The sequence below is a fragment of the Roseibium sp. QJM3NY_11 genome (genome assembly GCF_056173175.1).
The window spans coordinates 952,419-970,296 of sequence record NZ_CM149660.1; the positions used below are offsets into that span (position 1 = coordinate 952,419).

The 17,878-nt window shown below is 62.2% G+C and carries 15 protein-coding genes; 8 read left to right on the forward strand and 7 right to left on the reverse strand.

All coding sequences use genetic code 11. The features are described from left to right. Positions 1–29 precede the first annotated feature (29 nt). From AC0VX3_RS04385 to AC0VX3_RS04410, 6 genes are all read right to left on the reverse strand, one after another. Positions 30–833 (reverse strand): ATP-binding cassette domain-containing protein, encoded by an 804-nt coding sequence (locus AC0VX3_RS04385; RefSeq protein ID WP_475523703.1) that lies wholly within the window; start codon positions 831–833, stop codon positions 30–32. Then, positions 830–1,708: an ABC transporter ATP-binding protein gene (locus AC0VX3_RS04390; RefSeq protein ID WP_475523704.1), complete on the reverse strand. Its 879-nt coding sequence runs from the start codon at positions 1,706–1,708 to the stop codon at positions 830–832. The genes AC0VX3_RS04385 and AC0VX3_RS04390 overlap by 4 nt, the downstream gene beginning before the upstream one ends. Then, on the reverse strand, positions 1,705–2,556 hold the full coding sequence (locus AC0VX3_RS04395) for an ABC transporter permease (protein ID WP_475523705.1): 852 nt from the start codon (positions 2,554–2,556) through the stop codon (positions 1,705–1,707). The genes AC0VX3_RS04390 and AC0VX3_RS04395 overlap by 4 nt, the downstream gene beginning before the upstream one ends. Beyond that, complete coding sequence (locus AC0VX3_RS04400; protein ID WP_475523706.1) at positions 2,549–3,559, reverse strand: ABC transporter permease; 1,011 nt, start codon at positions 3,557–3,559, stop codon at positions 2,549–2,551. The genes AC0VX3_RS04395 and AC0VX3_RS04400 overlap by 8 nt, the downstream gene beginning before the upstream one ends. A 102-nt stretch (positions 3,560–3,661) precedes the next feature. Continuing rightward, positions 3,662–5,188, reverse strand: a complete 1,527-nt coding sequence (locus AC0VX3_RS04405) for an ABC transporter substrate-binding protein (RefSeq protein WP_342895633.1) — start codon at positions 5,186–5,188, stop codon at positions 3,662–3,664. Between the two features lie 51 nt (positions 5,189–5,239). Beyond that, positions 5,240–6,808, reverse strand: a complete 1,569-nt coding sequence (locus AC0VX3_RS04410) for a phytoene desaturase family protein (protein ID WP_475525132.1) — start codon at positions 6,806–6,808, stop codon at positions 5,240–5,242. Positions 6,809–6,919: 111 nt separating this feature from the next. On the opposite strand from AC0VX3_RS04410, the gene AC0VX3_RS04415 reads away from it, so the two are divergent. From AC0VX3_RS04415 to AC0VX3_RS04445, 7 genes are all read left to right on the forward strand, one after another. Beyond that, positions 6,920–7,711: a cyclase family protein gene (locus AC0VX3_RS04415; protein WP_475523707.1), complete on the forward strand. Its 792-nt coding sequence runs from the start codon at positions 6,920–6,922 to the stop codon at positions 7,709–7,711. A gap of 7 nt (positions 7,712–7,718) precedes the next feature. After that, on the forward strand, positions 7,719–9,278 hold the full coding sequence (locus AC0VX3_RS04420; protein WP_475525133.1) for a phytoene desaturase family protein: 1,560 nt from the start codon (positions 7,719–7,721) through the stop codon (positions 9,276–9,278). Beyond that, positions 9,275–9,769 (forward strand): MarR family winged helix-turn-helix transcriptional regulator, encoded by a 495-nt coding sequence (locus AC0VX3_RS04425; protein WP_475523708.1) that lies wholly within the window; start codon positions 9,275–9,277, stop codon positions 9,767–9,769. The genes AC0VX3_RS04420 and AC0VX3_RS04425 overlap by 4 nt, the downstream gene beginning before the upstream one ends. Before the next feature lie 22 nt (positions 9,770–9,791). After that, positions 9,792–11,942: a thiamine pyrophosphate-dependent enzyme gene (locus AC0VX3_RS04430; RefSeq protein ID WP_475523709.1), complete on the forward strand. Its 2,151-nt coding sequence runs from the start codon at positions 9,792–9,794 to the stop codon at positions 11,940–11,942. Continuing rightward, the gene (locus tag AC0VX3_RS04435) at positions 11,942–13,498 is read left to right on the forward strand and encodes an indolepyruvate oxidoreductase subunit beta family protein (protein WP_475523710.1); all 1,557 of its coding nucleotides are present in this window, start codon (positions 11,942–11,944) and stop codon (positions 13,496–13,498) included. Before AC0VX3_RS04430 ends, AC0VX3_RS04435 begins: the two co-directional genes overlap by 1 nt. Before the next feature lie 329 nt (positions 13,499–13,827). Next, entirely contained in the window at positions 13,828–14,061 is a 234-nt protein-coding gene (locus AC0VX3_RS04440) for a type II toxin-antitoxin system CcdA family antitoxin (protein ID WP_475523711.1), read from the forward strand. Beyond that, complete coding sequence (locus AC0VX3_RS04445; RefSeq protein ID WP_475523712.1) at positions 14,061–14,360, forward strand: CcdB family protein; 300 nt, start codon at positions 14,061–14,063, stop codon at positions 14,358–14,360. Before AC0VX3_RS04440 ends, AC0VX3_RS04445 begins: the two co-directional genes overlap by 1 nt. Before the next feature lie 86 nt (positions 14,361–14,446). Here AC0VX3_RS04445 and AC0VX3_RS04450 read toward each other — a convergent pair whose 3' ends face one another. Further along, complete coding sequence (locus AC0VX3_RS04450) at positions 14,447–15,274, reverse strand: IclR family transcriptional regulator (RefSeq protein ID WP_475523713.1); 828 nt, start codon at positions 15,272–15,274, stop codon at positions 14,447–14,449. Between the two features lie 375 nt (positions 15,275–15,649). On the opposite strand from AC0VX3_RS04450, the gene AC0VX3_RS04455 reads away from it, so the two are divergent. Beyond that, entirely contained in the window at positions 15,650–17,752 is a 2,103-nt protein-coding gene (locus tag AC0VX3_RS04455; RefSeq protein ID WP_475523714.1) for a TonB-dependent receptor, read from the forward strand. Positions 17,753–17,878 lie beyond the last annotated feature (126 nt).

Consider the following 17,878-nt stretch of genomic DNA (forward strand, 5'->3'; position numbering starts at 1 on the left):
GGTTCGTCAACCCGCAGAAGCAGCGGCACTCAGAACCAGACCTGATCCGGATCGGGCAGGGGAATGGCGTCGAGGAGCATGCGTGTATAATCTGCTTTCGGATTGTCGAAGAGCTCCGGCGTCAGCGCATTCTCGGCGATCTCGCCGTGGTGGAGCACAAGAATGCGCGTGCACAGCCGGCGGATGACGGACAGGTCATGGCTGATGAAGGCCAGCGTCAGTCCGAGCTCCCTGACGAGGTTTTCCAGAAGATTGAGCACCTGCGCCTGGGACGAGACATCAAGGCCGGAAACGATTTCATCCGCGAGAATGAAATCCGGTTTCAGTGCGATCGCCCGGGCAATGCCCACCCTCTGGCGCTGTCCGCCGGAAAGTTCATGAGGATAGCGGGCCGCAAATTCACGTGGCAGGCCGACCATGTCGAGCGCCTCGTCGACCCGGCTCCTGATGTTGTCGAACCCCTGAAGCCGCAGGGGACCGGCGATGATGCCGCCGACCCGCCTTCGCGGATTGAGCGAGGACATCGGATCCTGAAAGATCATCTGAAAGCGTCGGCGCAACGGGCGCAGGCTGTCTTCGGTCAGATGCGTAATGTCCGTGCCCTCGAAGCGGATGCTGCCGCTGTCCGGCTCGATCAGGCGGATCAGCGCCCGGCCCAGGGTCGACTTGCCGGATCCCGAGCCGCCGACGATGCCAAGCACTTCGCCCTTCGGGATGTCGAAGGTCAGCCCCTTGAGAACCTCGATGCGTGGCGCTGCCCCCAGCAGCGGCTTGCGGGACATGTCCGGGAACGACACCTTCAGGTCGTTCAACTGGTAAATCTTGTCCGTCATGGCTGCCCGCCTTCTTTCATGGTCACGTCGAAGGCGGCGATTTCCCGGTTCACTTCCGCAACAACGCTGTCGGGGACAGGCGTCAGCGAGCCGTCCGGGTCGGTGTATCTGGGTGTTGCCGCCAGCAGCGCGCGGGAATAGGCATGAGCCGGGCCGGCGAAAAAGGATCGCACGACGGTATCTTCCACCACCTTGCCAGCATAAAGCACCGTCAGCGACTGGGCGATCTTGGAGACCACGCCGAGATCGTGGGTGACGAACAGCAGCGCGGTGCCATGGCGCTGCTGCATTTCGCGGATCAGCTTGAGGATCTGCTTCTGCACGGTCACATCGAGCGCGGTGGTCGGCTCGTCGGCGATGATCAGCTTCGGTTCCGCGGCAAAGGCGGAGGCGATCAGCACGCGCTGGCGCATGCCGCCCGACAATTCATGCGGGTAGGCCTTCATGACCCTTCCGGGTTCCTGGATATGGACTTCCTCCAGAAGTTCCAGCGCGCGCGCTTCGGCGGCCGGCCGTTTCCAGCCGAGAATATCCACCAGCCGGTCCGTGATCTGTGGGCCGACACGGCGCGAGGGGTTGAGGGCGGTCAGCGGGTCCTGGGGGATGAGCGCGACCTTCGCCCCGATCCGCTGGCGCCGGGCCTTCGGCGAAAGCGTCTGCAGGTCCTCGCCCTCGAGCAGGATCCTGCCTTCGCTCACCTCAGCCGCGCGCGGCAGGATGCCGAGCACCGCCTTGCCGATCATGCTCTTGCCCGCGCCGCTCTCGCCGACCAGTGCGCGCACGTCTCCGGCTTCGACGCCGAGCGAGACACGCCGCAGCAGCGGCGGGCCGTTCCTCAACCGGACCGTCAGGTCCTCTATCTGCAGAAAGCTCATCGCAGCACCGGATCGAAATGTTCTTTCAGTCCCTCACCGAACTGGGAGAAACTGAGCACTGTGAGAAACAGGGCGAACAGCGGAAACACCAGCACCCACCACGCCTGATAGATCGAACTCCTGCCCTCGGCGATCATGCCGCCCCAGGTCGGCTGGTCGGTGGAGATCGACAGGTTGACGAAACTCAGGATCGCCTCGACGATCACGGCGATGCCCATTTCCAGGGTCAACAGGGCGACGATGGTCGGCAGCACGTTGGGCAGGATTTCGGCGAGCGCGGTGCCGAAGCGGGTGCGGCCGGCGACCCGGGCCGAGGCGACGTAGTCCATCGCGCCCTGGCCCATCGCCTCAGCACGGACCACCCGGGCGAACCGGGTCCAGTCGATGACGACGATGGCGATGATCACGGACATCAGGCCCGTGCCCAGAACGGCAATCAGCAGGATCGCGAACAGCACCGGCGGGAAGGCCATCCAGATGTCGACAAGACGCGAGATCGCAAGGTCGGCCCAGCCCCGGTAGAAACCGGCGATCAGACCGAGGGTCGCGCCGATGAGGCAGGTCAGGGTGCCGGCGACGAATGCCACGATCAGCGCCAGCCGGGCCCCGTAGAGCATTCGGCTCAGCACGTCACGGCCGAGCGAATCCGTGCCGAGCAGATAGGCCGGGTCGGCGCCCGTTTCCCAGAAGGGCGGCAGCCGCCCGGCGAACAGGTCCTGGGCAAGCGGATCGTGCGGGCTGATCAGGGGCGCGAAGACTGCGGCCAGGACCAGCAGGGTCAGCCAGCCGCCGCTGAGCCAGAGCCTCAGGCCGGGCAGGCGGCGAACATGTCCGCGGGCATCATGCATGGCGCAGCCTCGGGTTCAGGGCGGCATAGGTCATGTCGACCAGAAGGTTCACCAGGGTGAACAGCAGCGCGAACACCAGAACGATGCCCTGGATCAGCGGCAGGTCGCGGTTGATGACCGCGTCGATCGCCATGTTGCCCAGCCCTTCATAGGAGAACAGCCGTTCGATGATCACGGTGCCGCCGATCAGGAAAGTGAACTGCACGCCGATCAGCGTCAGCGTGGGCAGGACCGCATTCGGAAGGGCGTCGCGCAGGATGATCGAGGTCTCGGAATAGCCCTTGGTCCGGGCCAGGGTGATGTAATCATCGTGCATGCATTCCTTCAGGGATTGCTTGAGCAATTGCAGGATGATCGCGGCGAGCGGGATCGCCAGGGCCAGCGCGGGCATCAGCATGTGGGCCAGCAGGTCGGCGACCACGTCGAACCGCAGCCGGGCGAGCGCCTCGAAAAGATAGAAGTGCGAGCTGAATTCGAAGCCGAGAGACGGTGAGATCCGGCCGGAAATGTGAAACAGCGGCCAGACCACGCCGAAAAGCAGGATCAGCGCAAGACCCCACAGAAAGTCGGGCAGGGAGAGTGCGACACCGCCGGCGACATCAACGCTGCCTTCCACCTTGGTGCCACGATAGAGGGTCGCGGTCAGCGCTGCCGCACCGCCCAGAAGCACCGCGATGACAAGCGCCAGCACGGACAGTTCCAGCGTCGCGGGAAGGCGGCCCAGCACAAGGCCGAAGACCGGCTGGCGCAGGGTGATGGACGTGCCGAAATCGCCCTGGACCACGTTGGAAATCCAGATCCAGAACTGCTCCGGGATGCTCTTGTCGAAACCGTAGAGCGCCTGAAGCCGCGCGATGTCGGCCTCGGTCGCTCCCGGTGGCAGCATCATGGCTATCGGGTTGCCTGGCACCACGCGGATGACGACGAAGACGATGACGGCGACCCCGAACAGGGTGATCAGGGTGGTGACGAGGCGCGTTGCGAACGCGCGCGCAATTGGCATGAAGACCGGCCTGTGATCCGTCGGAAAAAAAAGTCGCCGCAACGCTCCGGGAGCAAGGAACAGCTTGAGCGCTGCGGCGAAGGCGGGTTTGGTGACGGCGCGTTACGGACGGGTCATCAGATGCGGCAGCAACGCGCCCGATGCATGGGGCGTGACCTTGACCTGGTCGGAATGCAGGATCGGCTGCACATACTGGATCAGCGGAATGACCAGCGCGTTGTCCGCGATGAACCGGTCGACCTCTTTCCAGCCCGCGATGCGCTTGTCCTCATCGGCCTCGCCCCACAGCGGCAGGATCTTCTGCATCAGGTCCTCGCCGTCCCAGACCGAATGCGGCGACGGGCCGAACATGGCAAAGCCGGTGGAGGTGGTCGGGTCGCCGATGGCATTGCCCCAGTTGTAGAAGGCGGCCGGAGCGAGCGTGTCCGCGGCGCGCAGCTCGTAATGCTTGGCGATCTCGTAGACCTCGATTTCCGCCTCGATGCCGATCTTGCGCCACAGCCCGACGATGGCCTGGATGATTTCATAGTCCTTGGGTTTGAAACCACGCGTGGTCTGGATGGTGAACCTGACCGGATTGTCCGGGCCATAGCCGGAAGCCGCCAGAAGTTCCTTGGCCTTTTCCGGGTCGTAAGGCACCGTGATCGAGGCGTCATAGGCCGAATAGTCGGGTGTCTGCAGGGTGTCGATGGGAACACCGTAGTTTGACAGCAGCCGCTCGACGATGAGTTTCTTGTCAATGGCGTGGGCCATGGCCTTGCGCACGTTCGGATCGTTCATCGGCTCGACGTCGTTGAGGAAGATCATGCCGATGTCCGACACCGGTGCGGCGGTGCCGACGATGCCGGCCTGCTCCTTCAGCCGGTTGAATTCCTCGTAGGGCATTTCCAGGGTCACATGGGCATTGCCGGACATGACCTCGAAGGTGCGGCTGGAGGCGTCGGTGACGAACTTGATGGTGACCGACTTGAACTCCGGCGCGCCGCCCCAATAGTTCTCGTTGGCTTTCAGCCGCACGAAGGCGTTGCGCTCGAACTTGTCGACCATGTAGGGGCCGGTTCCGATGGGGTTGGCCTCGAAGCCATCCGCGCCGACTTCCTCGAAGTATTTTTTCGGCAGCACATAACCGGTCAGGAAGCTCATCCACTTGAAGATGGTGGGCTCGTATTCCTTGACATCGGCGGTGATGCGGTTGCCGTCGATCTCGAAATTGCCGATCTTGCCCCAGATGAACTGGATCGGGTTTCCGGTCTCCGGATTGCCGGCGCGCTCCAGCGACCAGACGATGTCTTCCGGTGTCAGCGGATCGCCATTGTGCCAGGTCACGCCCTCGCGCACATCCATCCAGATTTTGGACTTGTCGTCGTTCCAGCCCCAGGCGGTGACGAGGCCTGGTCCGAAACTCAGGTCCGTGTTCTGATGAATGAACATGTCGAAAACGGACTGATAGAGTCCCTGGATGGTCGGGTTCACCGCAGAGGGGCCGACCGTCGGGTCCCAGCTCGGCAGGTTGACGTTGTAGGCGATCACCAGTTCCTCGATCTCACTGGCAAGAACCGGCGTTCCGACAGCCGTCAGCACTCCGCTGGCAGCCGCGCTTTTAAGCAGCGTGCGTCTTGATACTTTCATGTCTACTGTTCCCCATTTTATAGCTCTGGTGCCGCCGCGTTTTTTGTGTCGCTATCCGGCAAGTTTTTGCGCGAGCAGATATCCGGGCCCGGCTCCGGTGCCCGCCCCCGGCCAGACGGCGGCACCGGTGTGGAACAGGTTCCTCACCGGTGTGGTGCCGTCGGCAAAGCCGCGAACGGGTCTGAACAGGAAGTGCTGGGTCAGATGATGGCTTCCGCAGATCTGGTCGCCTCCCACCAGATTGGGATTGTCCGCCTCCAGCATGGCGGGTGTCACGATATGGCGGCCAAGGATCTTGGCGCGGGTCCCGGGTGCATAGTGCTCGAGAATATCAAGAGCGCGCTCGGCAAAAGGCTCGGCCGCTGTGCTCCAGTCGGTGGCGCCGATCTCGCCGGCCGCGTCGCCGGAGATGGTGCCGGGCGCCATGCGGACCTGAAGCCAGAGCACGTGCCTGCCCTCGGGGGCGCGGCTCGGATCGACGGCGGTGGGCTGGCCGCAGACGATGATCGGTTCGTCCGGGAGGAGGCCGGCCTGGGCCTGCGCATAGGTGCGCGCCATCTGGTCGAGATCCGGCGCCAGATGAACATAGGCGAAGTTCTTCAGCTCCTCGCCCGCCCGCCAGTCCGGCAGTCCGGACATCGCCAGATGGATCATCATGGTGCCAGGCGCATGCGCCGATGTCGTCATGCCGCGTTGATAGCGGTCATTGCCGGTCTCGCCGGTCAATTTCAAGAGAGCCTTCGGGGCGACATTTGCAATGACTGCCCGGCGGGCCATGAACCGGCGGCCGTCGGCGAGTTCGACGCCGCGGGCCTCGCCGTTTTCGACGATGACACGTGTCACCTCGGCATTCGAGACGACCGACCCGCCCTTTTCCTCGATCGAGGCCACCATCGCCTTGACGAGGGTGTCCGCACCGCCGTCGCCGAGCACCATGCCGAAGGCCTGGTTGGCCATGCCTTCCAGATAGGGGAAGAGCGCGCCGCCTGAAATGTCCGGGGCGAAATCGAGATGCATGCCCCAGGCTCCCAGCAGGGCGCGTACCTTGGGCGAAACGAAGGTCTCGTTCAGCCAGTCCCTGGGTGAAGACAGCAGAAAGCGGATCAGGTCGAGCAGGCCGCCGGTGCCGTTCCGGCGCCACTCCTTGATCAATATATATGCAAATGCACGTTTTTTTGCCGGACTGCCCAGAAGGCCGAACAGGCATTCCGCCCGGGCCGGGAACTCGGCCGAAAGCGACCGCCATGTTTCGGCGTCTTCCGCGCTCATGGCGCCAATCCTGCCGGCGGTCAGCTCCAGATCATTGCTGACGCCAAGCCAGGTGCCGTCGCAAAAAGCGGAGGCAAAACAATCGGATGCGGGGGCAAACTTCAATCCGTGCCGGCTCAGCTCCGCGCCGTATTCCTTGTGAAAGGCAGAGCCGGCGAACAGGGAAAGATTCATGGCGGCCCAGTCGTGGCGAAAGCCGGGCAGGGTGTATTCACCGGTTTTTACCGCACCGCCCGGTTGGGAGCTGCGTTCGAGGACGCCGACTTTCCAGCCTTTGGACGCCAGATGAACAGCGCAGGCGAGACTGTTGTGTCCGCCGCCGACAATCACGCTGTCCAGGGTTTCGTCCATCATGCACTTTGTCTCCTCGTCAAGAAGATAATTGCAAATACAAATAAATCTGTCTAGCATTGAATTTCGATAACGAGCCGACAGGCCGAAGAGGTACAGAGGGAACACATCATGTCTGCAGAGAGCGCGCTCAGCGGGCTGGGGTCGAAGATCCTGTCCGGAGAGATCGAAGTGGTGGATTGTTCGGGGACATTGGGGCCGAAGACGCCGATTCTTCAGCTCCCGCCTGATTTTGCCAAGAACACGCCCAAGATCGAAATTCACAAGATCAGCGAATACGACAGCGACGGGCCGTTCTTTGCCTGGAACTGGATGGTCCTGGGGGAGCATTCCGGCACCCATTTCGATGCGCCGCATCACTGGATCACCGGCAAGGACTATGAAGACGGCTTTACCGACACGCTCGATGTCCAGCGGCTGATCGCGCCGGTCAATGTCATCGACTGCTCGGCGGAGAGCACGGACAATCCCGATTTTCTGCTGACGGCGGACCTGATCAAGGCTTGGGAAGCGGCCAACGGCGAGATCGGCGCCGGCGAGTGGGTCGTCATGCGCACCGACTGGGACAAGCGCGCCCATGACGAGACCCTGTTCCTGAACGCGGATGAAACCGGACCGCACAGCCCGGGGCCGACGCCGGATGCAATCGAGTACCTTCTGTCGAAGAAGATCGTCGGCTGGGGCACCCAATGCATCGGCACCGATGCCGGCCAGGCCGGAGGCATGGAGCCGCCGTTCCCGGCGCATAATCTTCTGCACCGGGACAATTGCTTCGGGCTGGCGTCGCTCGCCAATCTTGACAAGCTGCCGGCGAAAGGCGCGATCCTGATCGCGGCGCCCCTGAAGATCGAACGCGGGACGGGCAGCCCGATCCGCGCCCTGGTCCTGGTTCCGAAAGCCTGAGGTCGACATCGTGGCCGCCCCGCATGTGATCATCGGTTCCGGCATCAATGCCCTGGTTGCGGCAGCTCTGCTGTCGCGCAAGGGCGAGCCGGTTCTCGTTCTGGAGCGCTCCGGGGTGCCGGGCGGCTGCATGCGGAGCGAGGAAATCACTCTGCCGGGCTACCGGCACGATGTCATGGCAACCACCTTCGTCCTGTTTCTGACGTCGCCGGCCTATGGCGAGCTGGCGGGAGATCTCGGGCGGCATGGCCTGGAGTTCTGTCACAGCCCTTGTCCGGCGGCGGTTCTGCGGCCGGGCGGAGAGACGGCGGTGCTGTCCATGGACCGGGCGGCCAATGTGGCCGCTTTCGATGCGCTGGCGGCGGGAGACGGTGGGCAGCACGCCGCCGACGTGGGCGGCATCGAGGCCGATGCCGATTTCCTGTTCGCGCTGCTCGGCAATCCGCTCTGGTCGGTCAAAATGGCGCGCCTGATGGCCAGGCAGGCCTGGAAACGCGGCCTTGCCGGACTGAAAGCCTGGTTCGGGGCCGCGCTTCAGCCGGCGCGAGGCTGGCTTGAGACGAGCTATTCCAGTGAAACCTTGCAGGCACTCTGGGCACCCTGGGTGCTTCACACGGGGCTGACCCCTGAAAGCACCTATTCCGGTCAGATGGGCCGGGTGATCGCCTTTGCCCTGGAAGCGGCCGGTGCGCCGGTGGCCAGGGGAGGCGCAGCCAGTGTTCCGCAGGCCTTCTGCAAGCTGATTGAAGAAAACGGCGGCGAAATCCGCACCGGAACAGATGTCGAGCGCATTGTGGTCAAGAACGGCAAGGCCGTTGGTGTGCGCACGGCGAGCGGGGAGACCATCGACGCGCAGTCGGTCATTGCCTCGGTGACGCCGACGCAGCTCAGCCAGCGGCTTCTGGGAGAAGAACCGGCGCCCGATGCGGTGCGCAAGTTCCGCTATGGCCGCGGCAACTTTCAACTGCACTATGCGCTGGACGGGGAGCCGGACTGGATCGCCGAAGGGCTTGAGAATGTCGCCCTGATCCATCTTGCCGACGGCATCGACAGCGTGTCCAAATCCTGCAATGAGGCAGAACGCGGGCTCCTGCCCGAAACGCCGACCATCTGTGTCGGCCAGCCGCACCGGCTCGATCCCTCCCGCGCTCCGCAAGGCAAGGGCATCCTGTGGCTGCAGGTTCCCGACGCGCCGCGTGTGATCAAGGGAGACGCCGCCGGGGTCATCGAGACCGGACCGGAGTGGACGGAAGCCGTCCGCGAGGCGTTCGCCGATCGCGTGGAGGAGATCCTGCGGCGGCACATCAGGAATTTCGACGAGATCAAGCTGGCGCGGAGCGCCTGTTCGCCGGCGGATCTCAACGATCTCAATATCAATCTGGTCGGCGGTGATCCTTATGGCGGGTCCTGCAGCATCGATCAGTTCTTTCTCTGGCGTCCCTTTGCCCATTCCGCTAACAGCGACACCCAAATCCGGAACCTGCACATGATAGGTGCCTCGACACACCCCGGTCCGGGGCTTGGCGGCGGATCCGGCTACAATCTGGCGAAAGGGATGGGTGCATGAGCGACGAGGATCCGGCTGAACGACTGATGGAAGACACCCGTGTGCCGCGACTGGGCGAAATCGGACTTGAGAATTTCCCGCCCTATCTGATGAACCGCATCATGGGCCGCTACAACGCATCGCTTCGCGAGGAAATGACCAGGCTGGGTCTGACCACGCCGAAAATGAGAACACTCGCGGTTCTGTCCGTGCTGGACGGTCTGCTGATCCGGGAATTGTCGATTTATGCCGTGGTCGAGGTCTCCACCCTCAGCCGGGCGCTGGATACGCTGGAGCGGGACGGCCTGGTCCTCAGGGTTGCCGACAAGGACGACAGCCGCGCCGTGCGCGTTCACCTGACCCCGAAGGGCCGCCAGACCCACGAGCAGCTCTGGCCGCATCTGGCCGATGCGTACCAGCAGATGTTCCAAGGCATCAGCGATGCCGACCAGCGGGCCTTCGTCGCCACGCTGCAGACCATCTTGAAAAACGTGCGCAAGCACCCGATTTGACGTGACCGCGTAGGAGGAGCCGATGGCCGAAAGGTCGTTCAAGGCTGAGGTAGAGCATCTTCGAAAAGGCGCCGGAGACACTTTCACCGGTGAGGGCATTCTTGCCATCACCAAGGCGCTTCTGGAAAACGGCGTCGGCTATGTCGGCGGCTATCAGGGCGCTCCGATCTCCCATCTGATGGATGTGCTCGCGGACGCAGAAGACCTGATGGGCGAACTCGGCATCCGCTTCGAGGCCAATGCCTCGGAAGCGGCCGCTGCCGCCATGCTGGCGGCCTCCGTGCATTACCCCATTCGCGGCGCGGTCACCTTCAAGGGCTCGGTCGGCGTCAATGTCGCCTCCGACGCGCTCGCCAACCTGGCGTCTTCCGGGGTGAACGGCGGGGCGCTGGTGATCGTCGGCGAGGATTACGGCGAAGGCTCCTCCATCATGCAGGAGCGCTCCTATGCCTTTGCCATGAAATCCCAGTTCTGGCTTCTGGACCCGCGCCCGAACCTGACCTCCATCGTGAAATCCGTCGGCGACGGCTTCGCCTTGTCGGAGGCCAGCAACTCGCCTGTCATGCTGATGGTCCGGATCCGCTCCTGCCATGTGACCGGCAGTTTCGCGACCGGCGACAACGTTCCGCCGCCCCTGTCGGTCCGCGATGCCCTGTCCAATCCGCAGCGCGACTTCAAGCGCGTCGTGCTGCCGCCGATGTCCTACGCCCACGAGCACGACAAGATCGACAACCGCTGGCCGGCGGCCGAAGAGTTCATTCTGGAAAAGGGCCTGAACGAGCGTTTCGGTCCCGAAGACGGCAGGGTCGGCATCATCTGTCCCGGCGGCATCTACAACAGCGTGATCCGCGCGCTGCAGCGGCTGGGTCTCGCCGACATCAGCGGCAACACCACAATTCCGCTCTACGTTCTCAACGTCACCTATCCTGTTGTGAAATCCGATCTGCTGGATTTCTGCGCGGGCAAGGAGGCGGTGCTGATGGTCGAGGAAGGCCAGCCGGAATTCATCGAGCAGCAACTCGGTGCCATGCTCTACAAGGAAGGCCGGACCACGAAGCTGGAAGGCAAGGGCATCTTCCCGCGCGCCGGAGAATACACCGGCCAGATCATGCTTGACGGTATTGACGCCTTCGTGCGGCGGTATGCGCCGGAGACATTGCCGGGCAAGGTGCTGGCCCCGAACGCGCCCAGGCCGGAATTGCCGGATCTCAGCCAGACCGTTCCGATCCGCCCGCCGGGATTCTGCACCGGATGTCCGGAGCGGCCGATCTTCGCGTCGCTCAAGATGGTGGAGCAGGAGGTCGGCCAGCACCAGATTACCGGTGATATCGGGTGTCACCTGTTCGCCTGCCTGCCACCCTTCGAGATCGGCGGCTCGACCATGGGTTACGGCCTGGGTCCCGCCTCCAACGCGGCCTTCGACGGCGGTGGTGCGCGGCGGGCGATTTCGATCCTGGGCGATGGCGGCTTCTGGCACAACGGCCTGAGTTCCTCCATCGGCAACATGGTGTTCAACAAGTCCGACAGCGTCGCCATCATCGTCGACAACTACTATTCGGCGGCGACCGGCGGTCAGGACATTCCCTCCAGCCGTGCGAAAAACAACACCAAGTCGACCAACAACCCGATCACGAAGGCGCTCGAGGGGGCCGGGGTCAAGTGGATCCGGCAGATCGACCGGACCTATGATGTCACGAAAATGCGCGCCACAATCCGCGAGGCGCTGACAACCGACTATGACGGGCCGAAGGTGATCGTGGCCTCTTCCGAGTGCATGCTCAACCGCCAGCGGCGCGAAAAACCCCTGCGCAACAAGGCGATCGCGGGTGGCGCACGGGTCGAGGTGCCGCGCTTCGGTGTCGATCAGGACGTGTGTACCGGCGATCACGCCTGCATCCGCCTGTCGGGCTGTCCGTCGCTGTCGCTGAAGAAACTGGACGATCCCCTGCGCGACGATCCGGTCGCCCATATCGATCAGTCCTGTGTCGGCTGTGGCAACTGCGGCGAGGTCGCCGACGCCGCCATCCTGTGTCCGTCCTTCTTCGAGGCCAAGGTGGTGCACAATCCCGGTCGCTTCGAGCGCTGGCTGGTCGGTGTGCGGACGAAAGTGATCACCTGGCTTCAGGACCGCCGGTCCGGGAACCGCCTGACCTTCACCGTTGAGGAGATCTGATGTCTCTCGCCCTGCCTCTCGATGCACAGCCGGCCGATCCGGCCCTCGACGGCATCATCAAGCTCGCCGTCATGGCCGTCGGCGGTCAGGGCGGTGGTGTCCTGACAAACTGGATCGAGAGCGTTGCGCGCGCGCAGGGCTATCACTGCCAGGCGACCAGCGTGGCCGGGGTCGCGCAGCGCACCGGCGCGACGATCTACTATGTCGAAATGGCGCCCGGAACCGTGACGGCCCCCGTCTTTTCTCTGGCACCCTCCGCCGGTGACATCGACATCCTCATCGCCGCGGAACTGATGGAGGCCGGCCGTGCCATCGTGCGCGGCTTCGTCACGCCCGACCGCACCACCTTGATCGCCTCGACCCACCGGATGCTCGCGGTCTCCGAAAAGACAGTGCCGGGTGACGGCATGGCCTCGTCCGAAGAAGTGAAGGCGGCTGCCGAGGTGGCGGCACGAAGGGTCGTGCTGGCCGACATGGATACGGCCGCGCTCAAGGTCGGTTCCGTCGTTTCCGCCTCGCTGTTCGGTGCGCTGGCCGGCGCGCAGGCTCTGCCTTTCGAGCGGGAGGCTTTTGAAGAGGCGATCCGCGTGGGCGGCAAGGGGGTCGAGGCCAGTCTGCGCGCTTTCGCCGTGGGCTTCGACCTGGCCAGGAACGGCGAGACGGTTACACAGGCATCCGAACCCGCACAGCAGGAATTACTCGGGCCGGCCGGTCCCAAAAAAAACCGCGACGGCTACGCCAGACTGGAGGCGCGGATCGTCGCGCTGCCGGAAGCCGTGCAGGAGATGACCCGTGCAGGCTTGCGCAAGGTCGTCGACTTTCAGGACATTGCCTACGGCACGGAATATCTGGACAAACTTGAGGGACTCGTCGGCGCTGACGATGCTGCGAAGGATTTCGAACTGTCGCGCGAGGCGGCGAAACACATCGCCAATGCAATGGCGTATGACGATGTCATCCGGGTGGCGGACCTGAAAACGAGGGCGCAACGGTTCCGCCGCATCGAGACCGAGATGCGGGTCGGCGCCGGGCATGTCCTGCAGCTCACCGATTATCTTCACCCGCGCGCGGAGGAAATCGTCGGCCTGCTGCCGGAAAAACTCGGCGGCAAGCTGGAAAACGACCCGGTCTGGATGAAGCGCATCGACCGCTGGGTGAACCGGGGTCGTCGGATCCGCACCGACAGCCTGCGTGGCTTTCTGACGCTCTATACGCTCGGCGGATTGCGTGGCTGGCGCCGCAGGACGCTGCGCCACCGGATGGAGCAGGACCACCTGGAGACCTGGCTGAAGATGGTGGCGGGATATCTTCCCGCGCGCTATGCCATGGCGGTCGAGGTCCTCAAGTGCCGGCGCCTGATCAAGGGCTATTCGGACACTCATGCCAGAGGTCTGTCGAAATTCGACAAGGTGCTTTCCGGAGCGAGACTGGTGGAACACCGGGACGACGGTCCCGAATGGGTCGCCCGCCTGCGCGAGGCCGCGCTCAAGGACGAGAAGGGTACGGATCTCGACGGCGCACTGAAAACGGTCGAAAGTTTCGCGCGCGCGCAATGAGAGGGATCCGGAAGGATCTGCGAGGGGCCTGTCGCAAAGATTTCCGCATTACGGCGGCCTGCGGGCCAATGCGCTCCGGCTTCATCGGAACCCTCTTGCCTCGGCGTCCGAAAAAAACCTGCAGCTTAAAGCTCATTTCGTGTGAGTTTAATCTCCTGGATGGAAACCCGCCGGGTTTCTGTCTGGCGGCAAAAAATGGTCAAACGGTCAAAAGAAATCCAAAGCCCGGAACTGTGCGCATGCCTCTTGGCGCATGGCTCATGCGCATTGACGGCACGCATTTCCAATCCTAGTCTCGGAGCGGATTTTCAATCATCGGAGTTGGCGTCATGGCTCAATCATCTGCCCGCAAGTCCACCAACCTGACGATAAACGCCGCCCTGGTTCGATCCGCCAAGGATCTGGGGATCAACATCTCCCAGGCGGCCGAGGATGGAATCCGTTCGGCAGTTTCCAAAACGATGGCGGATCAGTGGAAACAGGAAAATCAGACGGCGCTGGAAAGCTCCAATGACTTTGTCGACAGGCACGGGGTGCCGCTTGCCCGGAACCGTTTGTTCTGATGCCGCGCAACCACCTTTACCGGCTTGAACCCGACAATGTGCTGGTTCTGGACGTACAGGCGGACATTCTCGACACCCTGAACACCAGGGTCGTCGTGCCGCTTTTGCCGAAGTCCGACGCGCCGGCGCCTGCGCGATTTTTGAACCCGATGTTCACAATCGACGGCATGACCCATGTGATGGTGACGCAGTTCCTGACAGCGGTTTCAGTCCAGCAACTGAGCGAGCCCGTTGGGGATCTGGACGCGTGCTTTGCGGAAATCACCCGCGCGCTCGACACGCTCTTGCAGGGGGTCTGAATTCCCAGGGCTGGTTGTGTCCCGGGCGTTCCCTGGTTGCCCCTGTCAACTGCGGTTGGTTTTACCTGGTGGAGCCGATCAACATCCTACAGGGCGTCCGGGTTTGTCGTGTGGGCGTGATCCCCGGGAGAAAAGGCCGTGGTGCCGCCTGTTTCCCGTGCCGCCTGTCTGGCGCAGTTCAGCAATTCCTTCCTGTCTTCCGGCTTGTGCAGCAGTCCGAGATTTGTCACCGTCGTCATGACACACGCGATTTCCTGTTGCGCATCGAATACAGGAACCGCCTGGCCGGTGATGCCGGGCAGAAGATGGTCGGTCAATTCGGCCCAGCAGCTTGCGCGTACGCTTTCCAGGCTTGCGCGCGAGGGGCTTTTGCCGCGGAAATGCGCGGGCTGGAGCTTTCGGGCCACATCGATCTGCTTGTCCGGCAAAAAGGCCTGGAACATCAGTCCGCAAGCGGAATTGTCGACCGGCAGAACGTCGCCCAGTCCAACTGAACTGATGGAAAAGAGGGCGCTGCGGTACCAGCGCACAACAGTCGGGCCGCGCTCCGTCCAGATGGCCACGCCGGCACTCGCGGCAAAGCCGCCGGCCAGGTGCTTCATGTGCTTCGCGGCGATATCGACGGGGTCTATTCTCTTCAGGGCGCCGATGCCGATGCTCAGGGCCGTCGGTCCGAGATCGTAAAAGCCGGTCTGGGGGTCTTGCATGACCAGCCCTTCTTTCACCAGGCTCTGCAGGTAGCGATGCGCAGTCGGGCTGCCGGTGCCCGCTTTCCTGGCGATCACGCCCAGGGCCATGGCTTCGGTCCCGTTGGCGAGAATGTTCAGAAACCGCGTTGCAATGGAAACGGACTGGATGGTTCCGGAGCGTTTGGGCGTCTGTCCCGGCATGTCCTCGTCAGTCTCGCTGCTCATGAAGTCCGCACCTGCTGGGGATACCGGTGCGTCTTTCCCGCGCTGCCGTTGTTCAAACTGTTTTGCATGGGTCTCCCTCCCGTTTGTCCGTCAGGGTAGGAGGCTAACGCCGTGAGTTCAATCGGTCATCTCTGATATTTTTCGTTAAAATTCAGCTTGTTGAGAGCAAGTGTTGCGTTTCGGTAACCTTTATTTATGAGTTTTTAACTCATGTTGAAATGCGAAATCAATTCTGTATAGTGAAATCAAGTTGATCCATTGTTCAAGGGGTTGGGCAAGTTTGGACCGCATTGGTCAATGGGTCTGCTCCTCCGAAATTTGTCGCAGGCAAGGTTATTCCAGCTTGTGCAAAAACATCATCATCAGGGTAATAAGATGAAACCGACTCGGATTTCGACGTTGCTTGGCAGTACGGCTGTGTTCACAATTTCACAGTTCGTTTCCTGTATCGCGTTCGCTCAAGATACTGGACCAGACGGCGCTCCAGGTGCCACTGTTCTCGAAACGATTTATGTAAGTGGAGAGAAAATCACCCGCAGTCTGCAGGACACGGCCAGTTCGGTGGAAATCATTTCCGGTGCTGACCAGGCAACGCGCCCTGATGAACAGAGTGTGCAAAGTGCCATCAAGGACGTTCCGAACGTCTACTATCCCGGAACGGTCGGCGTTGCGCCGGTTATTCGCGGGCAGGACACGCAAGGGCCGAACACGGGGGCCGTCGCCTTCTATTCCGGCACCGTGCCACGCGCGTCGATCAATATCGACGGGCACTACCAGACCTACTTTGAAACCGTGTTCGGGGCGACGTCCATCTGGGATCTCGACCAGATCGAGGTGTTCCGCGGGCCCCAGACCACATCGCAAGGGGCCAACAGCATCGCCGGTGCGATCATCGTCAAGACCAAGGATCCGACCTTCACGCCGGAAGGCGCCATCCAGGCGGAATACGGCAGTTACAACACCCGCCGGGTGTCCGGCATGCTGTCCGGTCCCCTGAGCAACCAGTTGGCCGCCCGCGTTGCGATGGACTATTACGGCCGCGACACCTTCATCGACTACATCAATTCGAGCTTTACCGAGGATGTCACGAACCTCGACATCATGTCCTTCAACGGGCGTGCAAAGCTGCTCTTCACTCCGGACGCCATTCCGGGGCTGACGGCCAAGCTCACTTATGCGACGGCGCAAAACAACCAGCCGACCTACGAGGCGGCAACCGTTGAACCGTTCGACAGGCTTGAAAACTCGCAGACCAGCGTGCCGAGCTTCTATTCGCGCACGAATACCGGGATCGCCGACCTTTCCTACGAGTTTGAAAACGGCATCGTTGTCAGCAACCAGACACAGTACACCAACCTCTATGTCGACCGCCGCCTGGAATCCGTCGGCAATGGCGATGCGACCATCAACCAGCAGAACTGGTCGAACGAGGCTCTGGTGAATTTCGGCACCCAGGACAGCATGTTCAGCGGTGTCGCCGGTTTGTACGCAGCCCACACACAGTCGGACGAGAGTCTGCTGCTGCCGTTCAACGGGTCTCCGGATTTCGATGACACCAAAACCAATCTGGGCGTCTTCACGGAAATCGACTATCGCATCAACGAGACCTGGACCCTGACAGGTGGTCTCCGGTTCGAGAGCGACCGGATCAAGCGCACCGGCAAGTCGACAAGGGCAGCCACCAGGGCGGTGGATTTCGACTATGACGAAACCTTCAATGCGCTTCTGCCCAAGATCGCACTGGCATACAGCATCACGCCGGATGTGACCGTGGGCGGCCTGATCAACCGGGGCTTCAATCCCGGTGGTGTCGCATTTGATTTCCTTAACGGAACGCCTCTTTCGTTCAAGGAGGAGACATCCTGGAACTACGAGATCTTTGGCCGTGCGAAACTTCTCGATGACAAGCTGTCCGTATCGGCGAACCTGTTCTACACGGATTATCAGGACTCCCAGAGATACTTCCAGACCGTGCTTCCGGGCAGTTCGGTCACCCAGCTCCTGACGCTGAATGCGGAAAAGGCTCATACCTATGGCCTTGAAGTCGCGATGAGCTATCAGGTGCTGGACAACCTGCGCTTCAATGCGAATGCCGGTGTGCTGAAGAGCGATATCAGCCAATTCGACGCGCTCCCCGCGGTGGAAGGCAACGAGTTCAGCAAGGCCCCCGGCTATACGCTCGGGTTCGGCGCCGAGTGGCGCATCCTGGAAAATCTGGTTCTGTCGGCGAACGTCGAGCATTTTGACGGCTATTATTCCGACGACCTCAACTCCCAGGCATTTCAGGTGGATCCCTATACGGTCGCCAATGCCCGGGCGACGTACCAGATCCACGATCATTTCCAGATCTACGGATATGTGGACAATATCTTCGACGAACGCTCTCCGACCTATCTGGAAAACCGGCCGGGCGTCGCATCATTTGCGATCATGTCGGCGCCGCGCATGTTCGGCGTGGGTGCAAAGGCTACGTTCTAGGGCCTTTGAGACGTTAGAAAGAAACCGGCGGCACGGGAGCAACCCGGCCGCCGGTTTTTGTTCTGCCGATGTTGCACAGGCGGACATCCGCGCCGCCAGGGACGGGTTCAAAAAAGGAATCGCTGC

Bases quoted from the DNA above. Each gene is read 5' to 3' on its own strand.
- AC0VX3_RS04385 (WP_475523703.1), bottom strand. From the start codon at position 833: ATGACGGACAAGATTTACCAGTTGAACGACCTGAAGGTGTCGTTCCCG.
- AC0VX3_RS04390 (WP_475523704.1), bottom strand. From the start codon at position 1,708: ATGAGCTTTCTGCAGATAGAGGACCTGACGGTCCGGTTGAGGAACGGC.
- AC0VX3_RS04395 (WP_475523705.1), bottom strand. From the start codon at position 2,556: ATGCATGATGCCCGCGGACATGTTCGCCGCCTGCCCGGCCTGAGGCTC.
- AC0VX3_RS04400 (WP_475523706.1), bottom strand. From the start codon at position 3,559: ATGCCAATTGCGCGCGCGTTCGCAACGCGCCTCGTCACCACCCTGATC.
- AC0VX3_RS04405 (WP_342895633.1), bottom strand. From the start codon at position 5,188: ATGAAAGTATCAAGACGCACGCTGCTTAAAAGCGCGGCTGCCAGCGGA.
- AC0VX3_RS04410 (WP_475525132.1), bottom strand. From the start codon at position 6,808: ATGGACGAAACCCTGGACAGCGTGATTGTCGGCGGCGGACACAACAGT.
- AC0VX3_RS04415 (WP_475523707.1), top strand. From the start codon at position 6,920: ATGTCTGCAGAGAGCGCGCTCAGCGGGCTGGGGTCGAAGATCCTGTCC.
- AC0VX3_RS04425 (WP_475523708.1), top strand. From the start codon at position 9,275: ATGAGCGACGAGGATCCGGCTGAACGACTGATGGAAGACACCCGTGTG.
- AC0VX3_RS04430 (WP_475523709.1), top strand. From the start codon at position 9,792: ATGGCCGAAAGGTCGTTCAAGGCTGAGGTAGAGCATCTTCGAAAAGGC.
- AC0VX3_RS04435 (WP_475523710.1), top strand. From the start codon at position 11,942: ATGTCTCTCGCCCTGCCTCTCGATGCACAGCCGGCCGATCCGGCCCTC.
- AC0VX3_RS04440 (WP_475523711.1), top strand. From the start codon at position 13,828: ATGGCTCAATCATCTGCCCGCAAGTCCACCAACCTGACGATAAACGCC.
- AC0VX3_RS04445 (WP_475523712.1), top strand. From the start codon at position 14,061: ATGCCGCGCAACCACCTTTACCGGCTTGAACCCGACAATGTGCTGGTT.
- AC0VX3_RS04450 (WP_475523713.1), bottom strand. From the start codon at position 15,274: ATGAGCAGCGAGACTGACGAGGACATGCCGGGACAGACGCCCAAACGC.
- AC0VX3_RS04455 (WP_475523714.1), top strand. From the start codon at position 15,650: ATGAAACCGACTCGGATTTCGACGTTGCTTGGCAGTACGGCTGTGTTC.